This is a genomic window from Pseudoalteromonas sp. HL-AS2 (genome assembly GCF_031198805.1).
Lineage (GTDB): Bacteria > Pseudomonadota > Gammaproteobacteria > Enterobacterales > Alteromonadaceae > Pseudoalteromonas > Pseudoalteromonas nigrifaciens.
The window spans coordinates 2029688-2047572 of record NZ_CP133571.1; the positions used below are offsets into that span (position 1 = coordinate 2029688).

General features: G+C 40.8%; 18 protein-coding genes. 10 read left to right on the forward strand and 8 right to left on the reverse strand.

The window, feature by feature from the left end:
- Positions 1–26 precede the first annotated feature (26 nt).
- Positions 27–350 (forward strand): hypothetical protein, encoded by a 324-nt coding sequence (locus RB215_RS09505; protein WP_011328600.1) that lies wholly within the window; start codon positions 27–29, stop codon positions 348–350.
- A 28-nt stretch (positions 351–378) separates the two neighbouring features.
- On the opposite strand, the gene RB215_RS09510 is transcribed toward RB215_RS09505, so the two are convergent.
- The 3 genes from RB215_RS09510 to aspS form a co-directional block, all read right to left on the reverse strand.
- On the reverse strand, positions 379–975 hold the full coding sequence (locus RB215_RS09510; RefSeq protein ID WP_011328601.1) for a pentapeptide repeat-containing protein: 597 nt from the start codon (positions 973–975) through the stop codon (positions 379–381).
- 15 nt (positions 976–990) lie between these two features.
- A complete protein-coding gene (locus tag RB215_RS09515; RefSeq protein ID WP_011328602.1) occupies positions 991–1221 on the reverse strand; it encodes a hypothetical protein in 231 nt (76 codons plus the stop codon).
- Between the two features lie 128 nt (positions 1222–1349).
- Positions 1350–3128 carry an aspartate--tRNA ligase gene (aspS, locus tag RB215_RS09520; protein WP_309216273.1) on the reverse strand — a complete coding sequence of 593 codons (1779 nt, stop codon included), beginning with the start codon at positions 3126–3128 and terminating at the stop codon, positions 1350–1352.
- Positions 3129–3376: 248 nt separating this feature from the next.
- Here aspS and RB215_RS09525 point away from each other — a divergent pair, with 248 nt between their 5' ends.
- Positions 3377–4225 carry a DUF72 domain-containing protein gene (locus RB215_RS09525; RefSeq protein ID WP_011328605.1) on the forward strand — a complete coding sequence of 283 codons (849 nt, stop codon included), beginning with the start codon at positions 3377–3379 and terminating at the stop codon, positions 4223–4225.
- Between the two features lie 44 nt (positions 4226–4269).
- The gene (locus tag RB215_RS09530; protein ID WP_011328606.1) at positions 4270–4770 is read left to right on the forward strand and encodes a M48 family metallopeptidase; all 501 of its coding nucleotides are present in this window, start codon (positions 4270–4272) and stop codon (positions 4768–4770) included.
- A 42-nt stretch (positions 4771–4812) separates the two neighbouring features.
- Here the strand turns inward: RB215_RS09530 and RB215_RS09535 are convergent, their stop codons facing one another.
- Together RB215_RS09535 and RB215_RS09540 are read right to left on the reverse strand one after the other, a co-directional pair.
- Positions 4813–5826: a DUF5924 family protein gene (locus RB215_RS09535; RefSeq protein ID WP_089368522.1), complete on the reverse strand. Its 1014-nt coding sequence runs from the start codon at positions 5824–5826 to the stop codon at positions 4813–4815.
- A 149-nt stretch (positions 5827–5975) separates the two neighbouring features.
- On the reverse strand, positions 5976–6878 hold the full coding sequence (locus tag RB215_RS09540; protein ID WP_089368523.1) for a LysR family transcriptional regulator: 903 nt from the start codon (positions 6876–6878) through the stop codon (positions 5976–5978).
- Positions 6879–6999: 121 nt separating this feature from the next.
- Here RB215_RS09540 and RB215_RS09545 point away from each other — a divergent pair, with 121 nt between their 5' ends.
- On the forward strand, positions 7000–8256 hold the full coding sequence (locus tag RB215_RS09545; protein ID WP_011328609.1) for an adenylosuccinate synthase: 1257 nt from the start codon (positions 7000–7002) through the stop codon (positions 8254–8256).
- 124 nt (positions 8257–8380) lie between these two features.
- On the opposite strand, the gene RB215_RS09550 is transcribed toward RB215_RS09545, so the two are convergent.
- Entirely contained in the window at positions 8381–9070 is a 690-nt protein-coding gene (locus tag RB215_RS09550; RefSeq protein WP_089368524.1) for a DUF3334 family protein, read from the reverse strand.
- A 116-nt stretch (positions 9071–9186) separates the two neighbouring features.
- Here RB215_RS09550 and cmoA point away from each other — a divergent pair, with 116 nt between their 5' ends.
- The 5 genes from cmoA (at position 9187) to RB215_RS09575 (ending at position 13537) form a co-directional block, all read left to right on the forward strand.
- Positions 9187–9912 (forward strand): carboxy-S-adenosyl-L-methionine synthase CmoA, encoded by a 726-nt coding sequence (gene cmoA / locus RB215_RS09555; RefSeq protein WP_011328611.1) that lies wholly within the window; start codon positions 9187–9189, stop codon positions 9910–9912.
- A 16-nt stretch (positions 9913–9928) separates the two neighbouring features.
- Positions 9929–10897 (forward strand): tRNA 5-methoxyuridine(34)/uridine 5-oxyacetic acid(34) synthase CmoB, encoded by a 969-nt coding sequence (gene cmoB, locus RB215_RS09560; RefSeq protein ID WP_089368525.1) that lies wholly within the window; start codon positions 9929–9931, stop codon positions 10895–10897.
- Between the two features lie 189 nt (positions 10898–11086).
- Entirely contained in the window at positions 11087–12139 is a 1053-nt protein-coding gene (gene purM / locus RB215_RS09565) for a phosphoribosylformylglycinamidine cyclo-ligase (protein ID WP_309216274.1), read from the forward strand.
- On the forward strand, positions 12139–12786 hold the full coding sequence (purN, locus tag RB215_RS09570; protein ID WP_011328614.1) for a phosphoribosylglycinamide formyltransferase: 648 nt from the start codon (positions 12139–12141) through the stop codon (positions 12784–12786). The genes purM and purN overlap by 1 nt, the downstream gene beginning before the upstream one ends.
- Complete coding sequence (locus tag RB215_RS09575) at positions 12731–13537, forward strand: DUF3108 domain-containing protein (protein WP_375144240.1); 807 nt, start codon at positions 12731–12733, stop codon at positions 13535–13537. Before purN ends, RB215_RS09575 begins: the two co-directional genes overlap by 56 nt.
- A 157-nt stretch (positions 13538–13694) precedes the next feature.
- Here the strand turns inward: RB215_RS09575 and RB215_RS09580 are convergent, their stop codons facing one another.
- The gene (locus RB215_RS09580) at positions 13695–14129 is read right to left on the reverse strand and encodes a PACE efflux transporter (protein WP_011328616.1); all 435 of its coding nucleotides are present in this window, start codon (positions 14127–14129) and stop codon (positions 13695–13697) included.
- 114 nt (positions 14130–14243) lie between these two features.
- On the reverse strand, positions 14244–15008 hold the full coding sequence (locus tag RB215_RS09585; protein WP_309216275.1) for a class II glutamine amidotransferase: 765 nt from the start codon (positions 15006–15008) through the stop codon (positions 14244–14246).
- 312 nt (positions 15009–15320) lie between these two features.
- On the opposite strand from RB215_RS09585, the gene fadE reads away from it, so the two are divergent.
- Positions 15321–17780, forward strand: a complete 2460-nt coding sequence (gene fadE, locus RB215_RS09590; RefSeq protein WP_011328618.1) for an acyl-CoA dehydrogenase FadE — start codon at positions 15321–15323, stop codon at positions 17778–17780.
- Positions 17781–17885: the final 105 nt, after the last annotated feature.

The window sequence follows — 17885 nt, forward strand, 5'->3', positions numbered from 1 at the left end:
AATATTTTTAGCAAAAGAATCCATCCATGAAATCATATAACACCATTGCAGAACGAATTGAAATTTTACAAAGCCGAATCGAAGCCTATAAAGACGAAATTGAAGTATTAAAAGCGGAACCTAAAAGTGATAACGAACGCATTATTTTTAAGTTTATTGAAACCGGCAGCACGGGTAAAACCAAAGACTATGTACGTGGTTTAGGCATTAAATCGTCTCGCGATAGCTTATATTCGTCGGGTGATGTAACTAAGCTAATTAAAGATGGCGCAACCGATATTTCGCCAGCGTTGCTTGAAATAGCCAGAGTGCTTGCAAGTGCACGTAATAAAAATGGCCCTAGCTGTTAAAAAAGCTTAATTAGCCGTGTAATAACGGCTAATCCACCAGCTCCACACCTAATCCGCTGAGTAAATTCAACGCTTCAAAACGCTCAAATTTAGCCTTGGTTATTTGGTTGCTATTTAAATCGATATTAAATTGCGTGGCACCAACAAAGTCGCACTGGCTTAAATTAGTTTGAAAAAACTCGCTATCACGAAAATCAGTACCGCTAAATTTACTCTTAGCTAAATTTGCGTGCCTAAAGTCTACATTTTTTGCAAAGCAATCTGTTAGTTTAAGTGCTTTTAGAGTTAGTTCAAAAAAGGAACTGTGGCTAAGCTCACAGTGACTAAAACTCACAGCAGCATTAACACTAAGCTGCGGCCAGTTTATATCACTCCACTGTATACTGTTTAATTTACAATGACTAAAGTCAACATTTTCGAGTGAGCTATAACCCCATTTTAGTGATGCTAAATTGCATTTTTTAAAGCTGCATTCTATAAAACGGCAGTGTTTAAATTGGCCATTTGAAAAGTCGCAATCTGTAAAAGTACAGTCTTCAAACTCTATATTCTCAAAAACCTGCTCTGTCAGTGCTAATGCTGTAAATTGTTGATCAAAATAGTGATTATTATTTTCTATAGACACGGTTTGAATATTACCTTAACGCGCAAATTGAGCTTTTTTAGGGAGATCTTTTTTCAGTGCGAGTATCGCTATAAATATTAAACCCAGAGGTAAAATTAGCGATAAACAGCCACCAACAAAAGCAATGACACCTGGATTAGTACTTTTTCGTTTACCTAATTTATAACTAATAAAAGCAAAAATAGGCACTAATAAAAGTATAAAAAAAGCGATAAACTCGCCAAAAAGAGTGATGTTAACTGACATAAGAATTCCTTTTCATCTGTATGATTATTGCAGTACTAAATTTAACCATAAAAAAACCCTTAAGCCTACACTTAAAGGTTTAATTTTTAATTATCTAACGCATATTTACAAAACACTGTAAAAATAATTTACTCTGCGCTTAGTACCGCTTTTTCTACTACGCTAATTGCAAGTTCTGCTAACGAATCAGCATTAGGCTTACTTGGCGCATTGGTTAATAAACACGACGCCTGCGTAGTTTTAGGGAACGCAATAACGTCACGGATGTTATCAGTACCACAAAGCAACATAGCTAAACGGTCAAGGCCAAAAGCTAAACCAGCATGTGGTGGCGTACCGTATTTAAGTGCGTCAAGCAAAAAGCCAAACTTGTCTTGTTGCTCTTGCTCATTAATACCTAAAATTCTAAACGCAGCTTCTTGCATATCAGCATTATGAATACGTACCGAACCGCCACCTACTTCGTAGCCGTTTAATACCATATCGTACGCATCTGAAATAGCAGCCGCAGGGTTTGCTTCAAGTTCACTTGCGCTCATGTCTTTTGGCGCAGTAAATGGATGATGTACAGCGTGCAGCGTACCTTCGTCATCTTCTTCAAACATTGGGAAATCTACAACCCAAAGTGGTGCCCAGCTATCAAGGTTAGTGATTTCTAAATCAATACCAATTTTAACGCGCAGTGCGCCCATTGCTTCATTTACTGTGTTGCGCTTATCGGCACCAAATAAAATAATATCGCCCGACTGTGCATTAGTACGCTCAAGTAACTGAGTAATTACATCTGCAGTTAAAAATTTAGCTACTGGTGACTGCACGCCTTCTGCGCCCGCAGTGTGATCGTTTACTTTCATCCACGCCATGCCTTTAGCGCCGTAAATACCAATAAACTTAGTGTAATCGTCAAGTTGTTTACGCGAAAGCTTTGCACCACCTGGTACAGTTAATACCGCAACACGGCCTTTTTCGTCATTTGCAGGGCCTGAGAAAACATTAAACTCTACGTCTTTAACTAAATCGGCAATATCAACAAGCTTCATTAGATTACGTAAATCAGGCTTATCTGAACCGTATAAGCTCATTGCTTCGCTGTAAGGCATAATTGGAAAATCGCCTAAATCTACATTTAACAATGTTTGCCACATTTCGCGGATCATTTTTTCAGTCATACCACGTACTTGATCAGAGCTCATGAACGAGGTTTCAATATCTATTTGAGTAAACTCAGGTTGGCGATCGGCACGTAAATCTTCATCACGGAAACATTTTACAATTTGGTAGTAACGGTCAAAACCCGACATCATCAACAATTGCTTAAATAACTGCGGCGACTGCGGTAATGCGTAAAAACTACCTTTGTGAACACGACTCGGTACTAAGTAATCGCGCGCGCCCTCTGGCGTTGCTTTGGTAAGTACGGGTGTTTCTATGTCTAAAAAGCCGTTTTCATCTAAAAAACGACGCACAAAGCTGCTTGCTTTAGCGCGTAACTTAATGCGGTCGCTCATTTCTAAACGACGTAGGTCTAGGTAGCGGTATTTTAAACGACGCTCTTCAGAGTTCACTTGGTTAAAATCAAGTGGTAATGGCTCTGAGCGGTTAATAATATTAAGCTCAGTGCCTAATATTTCGATTTCGCCTGTAGGCATGTCTTTATTTACTTGGCTATCTGGGCGTGCACGTACAATACCTTTTAACTGCACACAAAATTCTTGGCGAAGCGTGTTAGCTGAACTCATCAACTCTTCAATGTCAGAATCGAATACAACTTGTACTAAACCTTCTCTATCGCGTAAATCGACAAAGATAAGTCCACCAAGGTCACGTCGTTTGTTGATCCAGCCACATAGTTCAACTTCTTGATCTACGTGAGTTTTATTTAGCTGTCCGCAGTATATAGAGCGCATAGTTTTCCTGTCAGATAAAAGGCGTGCAACGGTCAAAAAACATTCGTTTTAAGTAGGGTAAATCTTTTTTATAAATACGAATATAAAAATAACACCGCTTGCAATTCAAAATAATCAAATTAAGCCCTGTATTATACGCAAGTGATATGAAGATACTAGGGCGGGTGTCGTTTTTTGCATCGGATTTAAAGCAGCATATTTTATTATTTGATACACTATAGCTACTTTATAATTAGGCGTTAGTTTGTATGCTATATATTGGGTGCCCACAGTGGTCAAGCAATGCGTGGAAAGGCAATTTATTTTCGAGCCAATGTAAAAATACCGATATGCTAAGCCAATACGCGCAACATTTTAACTCTGTAGAGGGAAATACCAGCTTTTACGCCGATCCATCCCCAAGTACTCTTTTACGCTGGGCAAACAGTGTACCCGACGATTTTAAATTTACCTTTAAGTTTCATCGGCGCTTTAGCCATGAGCTAAAGCTGACTAATGTACACAACGAGCTAACCGCTTGGCTTAACTTATTTGCACCAATTTTAGAGAAAACTGGGCAAATTATGCTGCAGCTGCCAAGTGCTTTTGGCCCTAATGATTTACCCAAGTTAGCGCAATTTATTAGCCTATTACCCAAAGAGCTAAACTTCGGGGTAGAAGTTCGCCATCCGGCATTTTTTCAAAAGGGTGAAGCCGAAATAGCGCTTAATCAATTATTAATGGCAAATAACATAAACCGTATAGCCATGGATACCCGCGCCCTATTTGCAGTTAAAGCGAATACAGAAGCGCTGATTGATGCACAACAAAAAAAGCCGCATCTGCCCGTGCATGCTATTGCTACAAGTGAGCAACCCATGGCACGTTTTGTTATTGCTAATTTACAAAGTGAATATAAAACCTTTTATAAGCCTTGGCTTAGTAAAGTAAAACAGTGGCTTGATGAAGGAAAAACGCCCTATGTATTTTTTCATACCGCAGACAACCGAGAAGCACCGTTATTAGCAAGGCAGTTTTGTAAGGACCTAGGTTATAACCACAAGGTACTAAATCCATTTAGCGGCGAGGCAGAAGCCCACCAGCAAGCACTGTTTTAAATAACCACTTACAACAAATAAAATGTTAGAACTTAGAGAGCAACATGAGTGAATATGCACGTTATTTTACCGGCTACCCTGCAAACATTGTTGAGCAAGTATTAAATCTAATCAGTAATGATAAAGTAAGTAACTACTTACTTAAAAAGTATCCGCAGGCACATAATATTACCAGCGACAAAGCACTTTTTAGCTACGCCACAGAGCTTAAAAAACAGTATTTAAAAAATGCCCCGCCGTTTGGTCGCGCCGCATTTAAAAAGCAAGGCGACATGGTCACTAATGCACTTGGCACGCACACCTATCGTATGCAAGGTAAAACTCGCAAGCACGATTTGGCCATCAACAGTGATTTACTGCGCGCTCCCGAGCCGTTATTAAAAGCCTTAGTGGTACACGAGCTCGCTCATTTTAAAGAAAAAGACCATAACAAAAGTTTTTATAAACTTTGTTGTCACATGGAGCCAAGTTACCACCAGCTAGAGCTTGATTTACGCATTTTTTGCGTGGCTGTAGAGCAAGGCAATAATCCTTACTTAAAATGAGCTAATTAAATTGCCGTAAACGCGCTAGTAAATGCACATTAGCTAAGGCAAAACTGTAAATTTAGTTAAACCTATAAGTTGCCCCGATTCTGTTACTACTTGCACCTGCCATTTACCGACAGAATCAGTTGGGAAATTTACTTTATGGGTCCACGCTCTATAACCTTGCTCTCGCCCACCACTTATATTTAGTGTGATCCGATCTACTTCTTTATTGTTGTATAGCCACACATGAAATATCTTTTCATTTAATCCTCTGGGCGCTTTAACAGCAGTCCACGTATATAACCCCTGATGATGTAGTGAATAAGAGTCTAATTGCTTAATATTACCAATAGGTTGGCGTTGCTCTAAATCAACCTCGTGCGATAAAGTAATATCGGTTAAGCGCAAAGCCGCTGGCGGCACCCAGCTACGTAGTTGCCATAAGCCAGCACTTAATATACACAAAATCACTACCAATAAAGGAAATCGCCACCAGCGGGTATTAGGCATTAAGTTGCCTAAACTGGGGAGGGTAAAAATAACAGCAGTAACCAAAGCAATTGCTAAGCTTTGGCTAGTGGTTACATTAAATAAAATAGGCAAAGTAACCAATATAACGACAAACAATGCAAAGTTATGAAACACCGCAAATAACATGCGATTTTTTGCTAACTTTTTATAATACAAAGGATCAATTACCGATATGACTGCACACATTATCATTAGCGCGGTAAAAATAGCTTGCGGGTGATCCCACTGCGTTACCGCTAAAAAAAATGGCAAAGCAAAAAACAGGCTTTCTTGTTGCACCATTTGTAAAGCAAAGCGCATAAAGTTGGGCGATACCGCGACACCAAATCTTTGCTCTACTTTATCGCGCAACCAGTTATCAATAATTAACCATACCCAGCTCACTAGCAAAAATATGGCAATAAATTGCGAAAACGATTCTTTTCGCTCAACTAACACATAACTTGCCACACCAGAGCAAAATGCTATTACCGCTAATAATCCCGGCCGCTGTTGCATTGCGATTATAAATTTTGTTATTAAACTTTTAAAATAGTCCATCTAATTTTGGGTCCGTACAAGTGTGCATGCTAAAGCGCTTAAAAACATAAGCGTTTTATCTTAAAGTAATTACCTGAACAACACATAAATAGCATAAAACCCCTTAGCTTATTAACAATATAATAATCGGTAGTAATATTAAGTGATGACTATTTTGGTTGTTTTAAATGGGTGCGCGAAATTTCTTCATTTACCCAGTGTAGTAACTGTTTTATTGCCTTAGATAGCACCTGATTTTGCCGCACTATATAACCTAAACTGGTGGTTGGGAATTGCGGTAAAGCCGTTACTGTATTGGTTAAATTAGCTTTAGAGCGCAGCGAAAACTCAGGAACAATTGCCACGCCAAAACCAGCTTCTGCCCAATCAATTTGTGCATCAACACTACCCACTTCCATAACCCGATAACTCGGTAAATTTAAAGACGGTAGCGCATTATCTAATAACTCTCGGGTGCGGGTATCGTGGCCTAATAAAATTAATGTTGGCGGCTCAGTGAGTACCATACTTTCATCGTTTTTTGCTTGCTGCCATAACGCTAAATTATTTCCCAGCGCACACCACTTTATCTGTTGGAGTTCACTAAAATGCAGTGGCTCACTTTCTTTTTGAGCAATTACAAAGCCTAAATCGGCTTCTGCACTTTTAACCAGCGCCGATGCCTGTGACGAGGTGGTATTAAGCAAGGTAAAATCAATCCCCGGGAACTGGGTTTTAAACAGCTGAAAAGGCTCTATGAGTAACAAGCGAGAAATAATATCACTGGCTGCAATGGTGAGTGTGCCTTGGCTTAAGTTATTTATTGCATTTAGATCAGACTGACATACCTTCAATTCCCATAAGGTTTTTTGCCCCGACTGTAATAAACGCAAACCCGCTTGGGTTAAACAAAAGGGGTTACGCTCGATTAACTTTACCCGCGTCATTTTTTCTAACTGCTTAATATGCAAGCTCACATTAGGTTGCGTCATGTGCAGTGCACTTGCCGTTTTACCAAAGTGCTTTAGCTCTGCTAATGTAACAAAGGTTTTTAACCAATGAATATCTAACATCTCACTTCCTTAATATTGCACACGCCATATGGAATCCTTATTGATATCATAATTATAATTAATTTCTCTTATTTTAACAGCCCGCATATCATATCAGCTTGTTCAATTTGGAGATTAAATTATGCCGTCAATTGTTGTTGTAGGTGCAAACTGGGGTGATGAAGGCAAAGGCCGCATCGTAGATTTTTTAGCTGAGAACGCATCAGCAAGCATTCGCTTTCAAGGTGGTAATAACGCCGGTCATACCGTTGTGAATGATTTTGGCACCTTTAAACTACACCAATTACCTAGCGGTATTTTTAATCCTGATTGCATAGCAGTACTTGGCCCAGGCATGGTAATAAGCCCTAGCGCCTTAAGTGAAGAAATAGCCGAAGTTAAAGCCGCTGGCGTTAATGTAAAGCTGTGTATTTCTGATCGTGCCACTTTATGTCTGCCTTTACATGCCCTTGAAGACACCCTTGAAGAATTACGTTTAGGCGACGCTGCTTACGGCTCGACTCGCCAAGGTATTTCGCCAGCGTATGGCGACCGAGTAATGAAAAAAGGCATTTTAGTGGGTTGGTTAAATCAGCCTGACGTTTTACTAGAGCGTATTCAATTTATGCTTGATTGGAAAATGCCACAGCTAAAAGCCTTATATCCAAGTTGTGATTTTTCACAAACAGCTGAAGAAATGACGCAGTGGTTACTCGATGTTACCGCGCCTTGGCGTGCATTTATTTGTAATGTGACAGAGCCGTTAAAAGCACTACAAAAACAAAATGCTAATTTATTATTTGAAGCTCAGTTAGGTGCCGGTCGCGATTTAGTTTATGGCGAATACCCTTACACTACCTCTTCAAACGTAACGGCCGCTTATGCAGGCATAGGCAGCGGTTTACCTGCGCTTCGTCCTGAACGTGTTGTTGCGGTAGCAAAGTCGTTTAGCTCATCAGTAGGTACAGGTACTTTAGTTACTGCAATGGAAGAGCAAGACAATTTTCGTGAAAGCGCTAACGAATATGGCGCAGTAACTGGCCGTCCACGCGACATGGGCTACTTTGATGCAGTTGCCACGCGCAACGGTGTTGAGCTACAAGCTGCCACCGAAATTGCCTTAACCAAAATTGATTGTTTATCGGGTATGAAAGATTTAAAAATCTGTGTTGCCTATGATGGCGATCATAGCGAAAACCCAATTTGGCCACAAACGGCTGCATTAAGCCCTGTGTATGAAAATATGCAACCTTGGGATGAAGACATTACCGGTTGTCGTACCTTCGACAGCCTACCAATTGCAGCGCAACAATACGTTGAGCGCATTGAAGCGTTAATGGGCGTACCAATAACTATGGTGTCTGTTGGTCCTGAGCGCGAACAGATGATTATTCGCTAAATAGCGCTATTGTGTTTAAATAACTGTTGGGTTAAATCATGCAACCCAACAGTTATTAATAAAGGCCAACACTGCGCTTGGCTGGTTTTTATGACCTTAACCACATAATTATTTTAACGTATTCTTACAGCCCTAGTCCTGCCATAAAGTCGTCATCATCACTATCTTCTGCTTCTTTTTCAGCTTTAACTTTCGCTTTTTCTGCTTTTTGTTTTGCTTCGTTTTCGATAATATCGTCGGGATCTATTGCTTCGATAATGTCAAAGTCGTGTAATTTAATAAACTCAGTTTTATCCATTGCCAGCTCTAAATAAAATATATTTTGTTTACTGGTGGTAAACGTTACGCGGCGCGCTTGTGGGCGATCCATTGTGGTATCTACCGATATTTGTACCTGTTTATTAATTGCCATCATTTTTGGCTGATTTTGGGTAATAGAGGTATGTAATTGCTCGCGTACTTTAGAGGTAAAGTCGCCAACTATTTGGTTCATTAACTCGCCTAACACATTTGATACATCGTCAGACAAATGACTATGTGCTATTTCTTCTTCGGGCATGCCCATGTTACGCATGTAATCGCCATAAATTTCCATTGCCGCTTGCGATGTGAAATTAGTAATTACTAGGCCAGTAAAGCCACCATCAAATAACACAAAACAGCCAATATCTGGGCGCATACAAGTACGGGTAATTTTTTGCACCATAGCGGAGTAACTAACACTATTACCACTGGCCGAAGTGAGTACCCCTGTAACCGAGTGACAAAGGGTTGCTAATATATCATCGGTGCTAATAACTTTACTTTTGCTCATTTAATAGTCTCATTTATACTTATTTTTCATTATTCTAGCCAAGCTACTTAATTTATCACTGACTATCCAGCATAAAATGTTAAAATAGCGCCATTATTTTCAAAGAGACTGGCTTCGTGACCATTAAAGACAGTATTTATGCCTCTGAGCAACAAGTTAAAGACTTTAGTTTTGATCAAAACGTAGTCGAAGTTTTTCCTGATATGATCCAGCGTTCAGTGCCGGGTTACGCCACTATAGTGAGCACTATGGGTAAACTTGCCGGTGAGTATGCGCAAAGTAACTCTAATCTTTACGATTTAGGCTGCTCGCTGGGTGCGGTTACGTTAAGTATGCGCCGTAATATTCGCACCGATAACTGCCATATTATTGCAGTAGATAACTCACAAGCTATGGTTGAGCGTTGTAAGGTACATTTACAAGGCTTTAAGTCTGAAGTACCGGTTACCGTTACCTTAGGCGATATTAACGAGCTTGAAATTCAAAATGCTTCAGTGGTGGCAATGAACTTTACGCTGCAGTTTATTCCGCATGCACAACGCCAAGCCGTGCTTGAAAAAATATACGCCAACTTAAAACCCGGCGGTGTATTACTGTTAAGCGAAAAAATAAAAGCCGAAAACGAGCTGTGCGATAATTTACTAATTGACCTACACCACGATTTTAAACGCCATAATGGGTATTCGGAGCTTGAAATAAGCCAAAAGCGCACCGCTATTGAAAACGTAATGCGCCCAGATACGCTAAGCACGCACTTTACCCGCTTAAAAGATATTGGCTTTAGCCAAACTCAGGCGTGGTACCAATGTTTTAATTTTTGCTCAATGATCGCAATTAAATAAAGAGAGTAAGTAATTTATGTCTCAATGGTTTAACCAATTTTACGCCGCTATTGCCCAAAGCCCACTTAGTCACTGGCTAGAAACCCTGCCTGCGCAATTAAAACATTGGCAGTTAGAGGCAAGTCATGGCGACTTACCTAAATGGCAAAAAGTGCTTAAAAATTTACCTGAAGTTAAAACTCAACATGTTGATATTACTACTCAGGTAAAAATTGGCGCAGCGGGTGAAATGACCGATGGTGAGCAAAAACAAACCCTCCATTTATTAAAACGTATGATGCCATGGCGCAAAGGCCCATTTAGCGTTCACGGCATTGAAATAGATACAGAGTGGCGCAGCGATTGGAAATGGGATCGCCTGCTTCCACATATTGAGCCACTCAAAGGCCGCACAGTGTTAGATATTGGCTGTGGCTCGGGCTATCATTTATGGCGTATGCGCGGTGAAGGCGCTCAGTTTGTAGTAGGCATTGACCCCTCTGACTTATTTTTGTGTCAGTTTCAAGCTATAAAACACTTTAACCCCGACGAAAACGTGCATTTATTACCACTGGGTGTTGAAGCACTACCCGAGTTAAAAGCATTTGATACGGTATTTTCGATGGGGGTACTTTATCATCGTCGCTCGCCTATCGACTTTTTAGCGCAATTAAAAGCACAGCTGCGCCCCGGTGGCGAGTTAGTCCTAGAAACCTTAGTCATTGAAGGCGACGAAAATACGGTACTTGTACCCACCGACCGCTACGCTAAAATGCGTAACGTGTGGTTTATTCCAAGCACCGCAGCATTAAAGCTATGGATGGAGCGCGTCGGTTTTAAAGATGTTCAAGTGAAAGATTGTGCGATTACCACCTTAGATGAGCAACGCAAAACTGCTTGGATGGAAAACGAATCGTTAGTCGACTTTTTAGATCCAAACGACACCAGTAAAACCATTGAAGGTTACCCGGCACCACTACGTGCTATTTTAACTGCTAAAGCATAGCGTTAACTGCAACATCAGCAAACAGTAAAAAACGCCTAAGGGCGTTTTTTTGTTTATTTAGCCAGCAATTAGCGGACAAGTGTCCTGTTAATTATTTCAATACTATATTTACGCTAGCCGCGGTTACGCAATTGTTGTAAAATACGCGCGTTTCTAAGCAACCCAAAACAACTATTTTGAGGAAAACCTGTGAGCGAACAAAAACAGTCTCTAAGCTATAAAGACGCGGGCGTAGATATCGACGCTGGTAATGCACTTGTTGAGCGTATTAAAGGTGTGGTTAAAAAAACTCGTCGTCCTGAAGTAATGGGCGGTATTGGTGGTTTTGGCGCACTTTGCGAAATTCCGGCAGGTTATAAGCAACCAGTATTAGTTGCCGGCACTGATGGTGTGGGTACTAAGTTACGTTTAGCTATCGATCTTAAAAAGCACGACACTGTAGGTATCGACTTGGTCGCTATGTGTGTAAACGATTTAATTGTTCAAGGTGCTGAACCGTTGTTTTTCCTAGATTACTATGCAACAGGTAAGCTAGACGTAGACACGGCCGCCGACGTAGTAACCGGTATTGGTAAAGGCTGTGAAATTTCTGGCTGTGCCCTTATTGGTGGTGAAACCGCAGAAATGCCTGGTATGTACGACGGCGAAGACTACGATATGGCTGGTTTTTGTACCGGTGTTGTAGAAAAATCAAAAATTATTGATGGCACTAAAGTAGCCGCGGGCGATCAACTTATCGCGCTTGCTTCAAGTGGTCCGCATTCAAATGGCTTCTCACTTATTCGCAAAGTGCTTGAAGTATCTAAAGCAGATACAAGCGCTGATTTTGAAGGCAAAACATTAGGCGAAACATTACTTGAACCTACTCGCATTTACGTTAAACCACTGCTTGAGTTATTCAAGCACGTTGACGTACACGCGCTTTCGCACATTACCGGTGGCGGCTTTTGGGAAAATATCCCACGCGTATTACCTGCCTCTGCAAAAGCAGTAGTAAAAGGCGATAGCTGGCAGTGGCCACCTATTTTTAACTGGTTACAAGAAAACGGTAACATTACTACGCATGAAATGTACCGCACATTTAACTGTGGTGTAGGCATGGTATTAGTTGTTCCAGCCGACAAACTTGAGCAAAGTTTAAGCATGCTAAAAGACTTGGGCGAAAACGCATGGCACCTTGGTGAAATTCAAGACGCAGCGCCTGGCGAAGAGCAAGTTGAAATTGTAGGTGGTGCTAAGTAATGGCACCCACTCGTCTTGTAGTTTTAATCTCAGGCGGTGGCTCTAATTTACAAGCCATTATTGATGCCTGTGAAAGTGGCGAGATAAATGCGCAAATAGCGGCTGTTATTAGTAACAAAGCAGACGCTTATGGCCTTGAACGTGCTAAGCAAGCTGGCATTGCTACACAAGTGCTGAGTCATAAAGATTTTGACTCGCGCGAGGCCTACGATACACAGTTAATGAGCATCATTGACTCTTTTATACCGAATCTAGTTGTATTAGCTGGGTTTATGCGTATTCTTACTCCTAACTTGGTACAAAAATATATTGGAAAAATGTTGAACATTCATCCATCTTTGTTGCCTAAGTACCAGGGGCTGAATACCCACCAAAGAGCAATTGATGCAAATGATGATGTTCATGGCGTAAGTGTTCATTTTGTAACTGAAGAGCTAGACGGAGGTCCGGTTATACTTCAGGCAAAAGTACCTGTACTCAAGGATGATACAGCAGACACATTAGCAAAACGCGTGCACGAACAAGAGCATATAATTTATCCTTTGGTGGTCAAGTGGTTCAGTGAACACAGACTAACTATGGAAGCAGATTATGCAGTTCTTGACGAAACAAAACTTCCTGCACACGGCGCGCAGTACCCACAATAAAAAAATAAGTGCCCTGCTATTATGTGTGGGCACTTTACTTCCAACTAGCCTTATTGCCGGCGAATTGACACAGTACGAAGCTAAGTATGATATTTTACGCAAAGGTAAAAATCATGGTGAAGCCGTGCGTGAACTCAAAAAGATAAGTGACGATAACTACGAGTTAACCTATCACAGCAATATTGAGTGGATGATTTTTTCTGACTCACGCCAGGAAACCTCTAAATTTACCTTTAAAGATGGCAAAGTGAGCCCGCATCATTATTCAATGATCCGTACTGGCACTGGTCCTGATAAAGATTACAACATTGATTTTGACGCACAAAAAAAAGTAGTTAACAGTAGTCGCAGCGAATACCCGCTTGAATGCGAATGGACCGATGACTTTCAAGATGCTATTTCGTATCAGGTACAAGTGCGCGAAGGTTTGAAAAAAGGCGAAACCAGTTTTTCATTCCCATTAATCGATAAAAAAGGTAATCGCCGCGACTACAATTTTGAAGTTGTTGCAACAGAGACGATTTCATTACCTATCGGCAACGTAGAAGCAATTAAAGTAAAACGCTTATACGATAACGACAAACGCCAAGCACTTGCTTGGTTTGCACCAGAAATGGATTACATGTTAGTGCGTATGTGGAAAGGTGAAAAAGGAATGGAACAATTTGAAGTGCAAATAAACTCATTTACCGTGACAACACCTGTCATTGCCCCACCTGCTGATATTAAAAAAGTAACAAGCCCAGAGTAAGCAATTATTTTTAGCTACAAATGGCTTTATTACTATTTGTTTATATCTTTATTACTATTTGTTTATATCTTTATTACTATTAGTTTATATAAAGCGCGATGCAAATCGCGCTTTTTTTATACGTTTTTTCGCGATTAAATCTAAAAGTTAAGCTTTATTATGCTTCACTTTGCTGCTGCGCAGAAGCTGGCAAGCCAAAAACTCGATCGAACGCCCATGTAAAAACAATTGCATAAACAAAAAAGAATATAAAAAATCCAAGGTTCGCTATAAACGCACTAAGCACTGAAATTTTCAACCACAGCGCCATAACCGGCACTAAAATTAAAACAAGGCCACCTTCAAAGCCAATTCCGTGTAATAAGCGACGATTGAATGAGCGACCTTTTATTGTTTGCTGGGACTCCCAGCGCTCAAATAACGCATTAAATACATAGTTCCAGCTAAGTGCTACGCTGGATAATACAAAAGCGAGGCCTATCGCCGAAGTGGCTGATTTATCAAACATAAAACTTATAATAGGGCCAACAAAAGCAATGGCAAATAATTCATACAACACAGCTTGTAGAATACGGCGTTTTTTAGGAGTCATAATATAATTCCGATAATAAATAATATACTGGGTCAGCTCAATATAAAAGCCCGCGTCTACTTTACTACAACAGTTGTTTGCCTCTCAACTAAGCGCTAAAGGCAAAAAACAAGCTTAAATCAATTCACCCATCTTAAATAATACAAACTCACCCGGCTGCATTTTTTTCCAGCGCTCGTCGTTAGTCAGTGGTTTTGTTGCTATAACACTAACAATATCGTTGGGCGTGGTTTCTTCGTTAAAATCGACCACCATGTCAGCATCAATCAAGGTCGCTTTTTCAAAGGGCGCACGGCGAGTTATGTAATGTAAGTTATTGGTACAGTAAGCTAAAACAAATACGCCATCGGTCAGCAGCATATTAAAAACGCCCTTTTCACGCAGTGTATGCGAAAGCGTTGCTGCATAACGAAATACCGATGCCATATCCTCTGGCTTATTTGGGTACTTAGTGCGTATTTGATCCAGCAGCCAGCAAAAAGCCAACTCGCTGTCAGTATCGCCAACAGGTCGGTAATGATCAGGCTTTAAATCATGGTAATTAGATAACTGGCCGTTATGCGCATAAGTAATTTCGCGCCCCCACAGTTCACGCGTAAATGGGTGCGTGTTTTCAAGGCATACTTTACCGCGGTTACCTTGGCGAATATGGCTAATAACGGACACACTTTTAATCGGGTATGCTTTAACTAACTTAGCTATTTCTGACTGGTAGCTCGGCTGCGGATCTTTAAAGGTTCTGCAGCCTTTGCCTTCGTAAAATGTAATACCCCACCCATCTCTATGTGGCCCAGTATTACCGCCGCGCTCCAGCAGCCCCGAAAAACTAAAACAAATATCTGTAGGCACATTCGCCGACATGCCAAGCAATTCACACATAAAATAAATAACCTTTAAACCACGTATTAATAAATAACGTTATATTTTTATATTAAGCGTACACTATTTAGTTGTGTGTACGGGCGTCTATATTTACTTAAAAAATAACATTTTACTATTAGATTAAATTTTTTTTGTCGCTATGAATGCATAGACTAAAGCTGTAACTTACTTTATTAACGCTGACTCTATTAAATGAGCTGCTTTTTTACGGTTATTTCGATTAAAATTTAACTACGTAAGGTACTTGAAACTTAGCGTTACTAACGCTACTCTAACTAAGGTGGTCTGACCTCTAATAAGGAATTAGCAATGACACTCATATTTACACTCGGTTTAATCGCACTGCTCAGCGCAGCGGTTTACCACAGAGCAAGTTGGAACACCGCACTTGGTGTTTCTATTGCAACATTATTAATTGGTACCTTTGCGGGTGCTTTTGGTTTAATTAGTTGGATAATATTTTTAATTATAGCGGTGCCTCTCTCTGTTACTGGTATTCGCCAGCAATATATTGTTAAGCCTCTTTTTACTATGTTTAAAAAAGTAACGCCTAGCATGTCTGATACTGAAAAGTCAGCCATTGATGCCGGTACAACATGGTGGGAAGCTGATTTATTTTGTGGTAACCCAGATTGGAAAAAGTTACACCAATATCCAGTGCCTAAGCTAACTATTGAAGAACAAGCCTTTATCGATGGCCCTGTTGAAGTAGTGTGTAGTATGCTCGATGACTGGGAAGCAACACACGAACTTACCGATCTTCCTCAAGATGTATGGCAATACCTAAAAGATAACAAATTTTTTGCCATGATCATCAAAAAAGAATATGGCGGTTTACAGTTCTCAGCATTTGCACAGTCGTGCGTACTACAAAAGCTAACCAGTAAATCAACCTTACTTTCGTCAATTGTTGGCGTACCAAACTCATTAGGCCCTGGTGAATTACTCCAGCACTATGGAACAAAAGAGCAAAAAGACCATTACTTACCGCGCCTTGCCAGTGGCCAAGAAATTCCATGTTTTGCATTAACCTCGCCAGAAGCAGGTTCTGATGCAAGCTCAATTCCAGACTACGGTGTAGTATGTAAAGGACAATGGAAAGGTGAAGAAGTTGTAGGTGTTAGCCTTACATGGAACAAGCGTTATATTACGCTTGCACCTGTGGCTACGGTACTAGGGCTTGCATTTAAATTACAAGATCCTGATGGTTTAATTGGTGATAATAAAGAGCCTGGCATTACCTGTGCACTTATTCCAACCGATACTCCAGGGGTTGAAATTGGTCGTCGCCACTTCCCGCTTAATGTGCCGTTTCAAAATGGTCCTACGCAGGGTAAAGATATATTCGTACCGCTTGATTACATTATTGGTGGGCCAGATATGGCAGGCCAAGGCTGGCGTATGCTGGTTGAGTGTTTATCAGTTGGCCGTGCAATTACATTGCCGTCAAACTCAGCCGGTGGCATTAAAATGATTGCTGTTGCAACCGGTGCCTACAGCCGTATTCGTCGCCAGTTCCGCTTACCTATTGGTAAAATGGAAGGCGTTGAAGAGTCGTTAGCAAAACTTGCTGGTTATGCATATAGCTCTGATGCTGCAGTAAGCATGTCTACCGGTGCGGTAGATTTAGGCGAAAAACCTTCGGTTGTTTCGGCTATTATTAAATACCACCTTACAGAACAAATGCGTGACTCTACCCTGCACGCCATGGACGTACTTGGCGGTAAGGGCATCATGCTTGGGCCAAATAACTATTTAGGCCGTGGTTATCAAGGTGCACCTATTGCGATTACCGTTGAAGGTGCCAACATTTTGACCCGTAATATGATTATTTATGGTCAAGGTGCAATTCGCTGTCACCCGTTTGTACTTACCGAACTAGGTGCGTGCGAAATTGAAGACCGTGAAGAAGCGCTAAACGTATTTGATAAAGCATTAATGGGTCACATTGGCTTTACCATGTCTAACCTTGTGCGCACTAAATGGCTCGCGTTAACGGGTGCTCGTTTTACAAGTGTGCCGTACAAAGACGAAACCGCTGAGTTTTACCGTATAGCGTCGCGCTTTAGTGCATCACTTGCACTTATGTCTGACATTAGCATGGCAGTATTTGGTGGCTCACTAAAACGTAAAGAGCGTATTTCTGCTCGCTTAGGTGACTTACTAAGCTACCTATACTTAGTGTCTGCAACGCTTAAACGTTATAACGACGAAGGCCGTAAAAAAGAAGACTTCCCGTTAGTACAGTGGAGCTGTCAAGATCACCTGTATCATTGTCAACGCGCACTTGCTGATTTAATTAATAACATGCCTTCTGCTCCACTGCGTGGCGTATTAAAAGTATTGTTATTCCCGTTTGGCCGTCCGGTTCGTAAACCTACCGACCAACTTGAACACAAATTAGCGCAAATACTACAAGTACCTAGCGAAACGCGTAATCGTTTGGCAAGCTATGTGTATTTAACAAATGAGCCGCTTAACCTTGTAGGCCGTCAAGAGCAAACGCTTAAAGACGTACTTGAAGTTGAGCCATTATTTGACCGTGTATGTAAAGAAAAAGGCCTTAAACTGCCATTCTTTCAGCTTGATAAAGTAGCGCAAATGGGTCTTGAGGCTGGTATTTTAAGCCAAGCAGAAGCTGACAAGTTAGCAGCTGTAGAACAAGCTCGTTTAGACGTTATAAACGTTGACGACTTTGATCCTGCTGATTTACTCGCTGGTAAAGCAGCTCGTAATAATAAACCTAAAAAAACTGATGCCGCTAAATAAGCCCAGCATCTACTTTTAAGTTATAAAAGCCAGCACATTATGTGCTGGCTTTTTTATGTGTAAGATTTTGATACACTTTTGTTGTACATAAAACCAGCTGCTTAT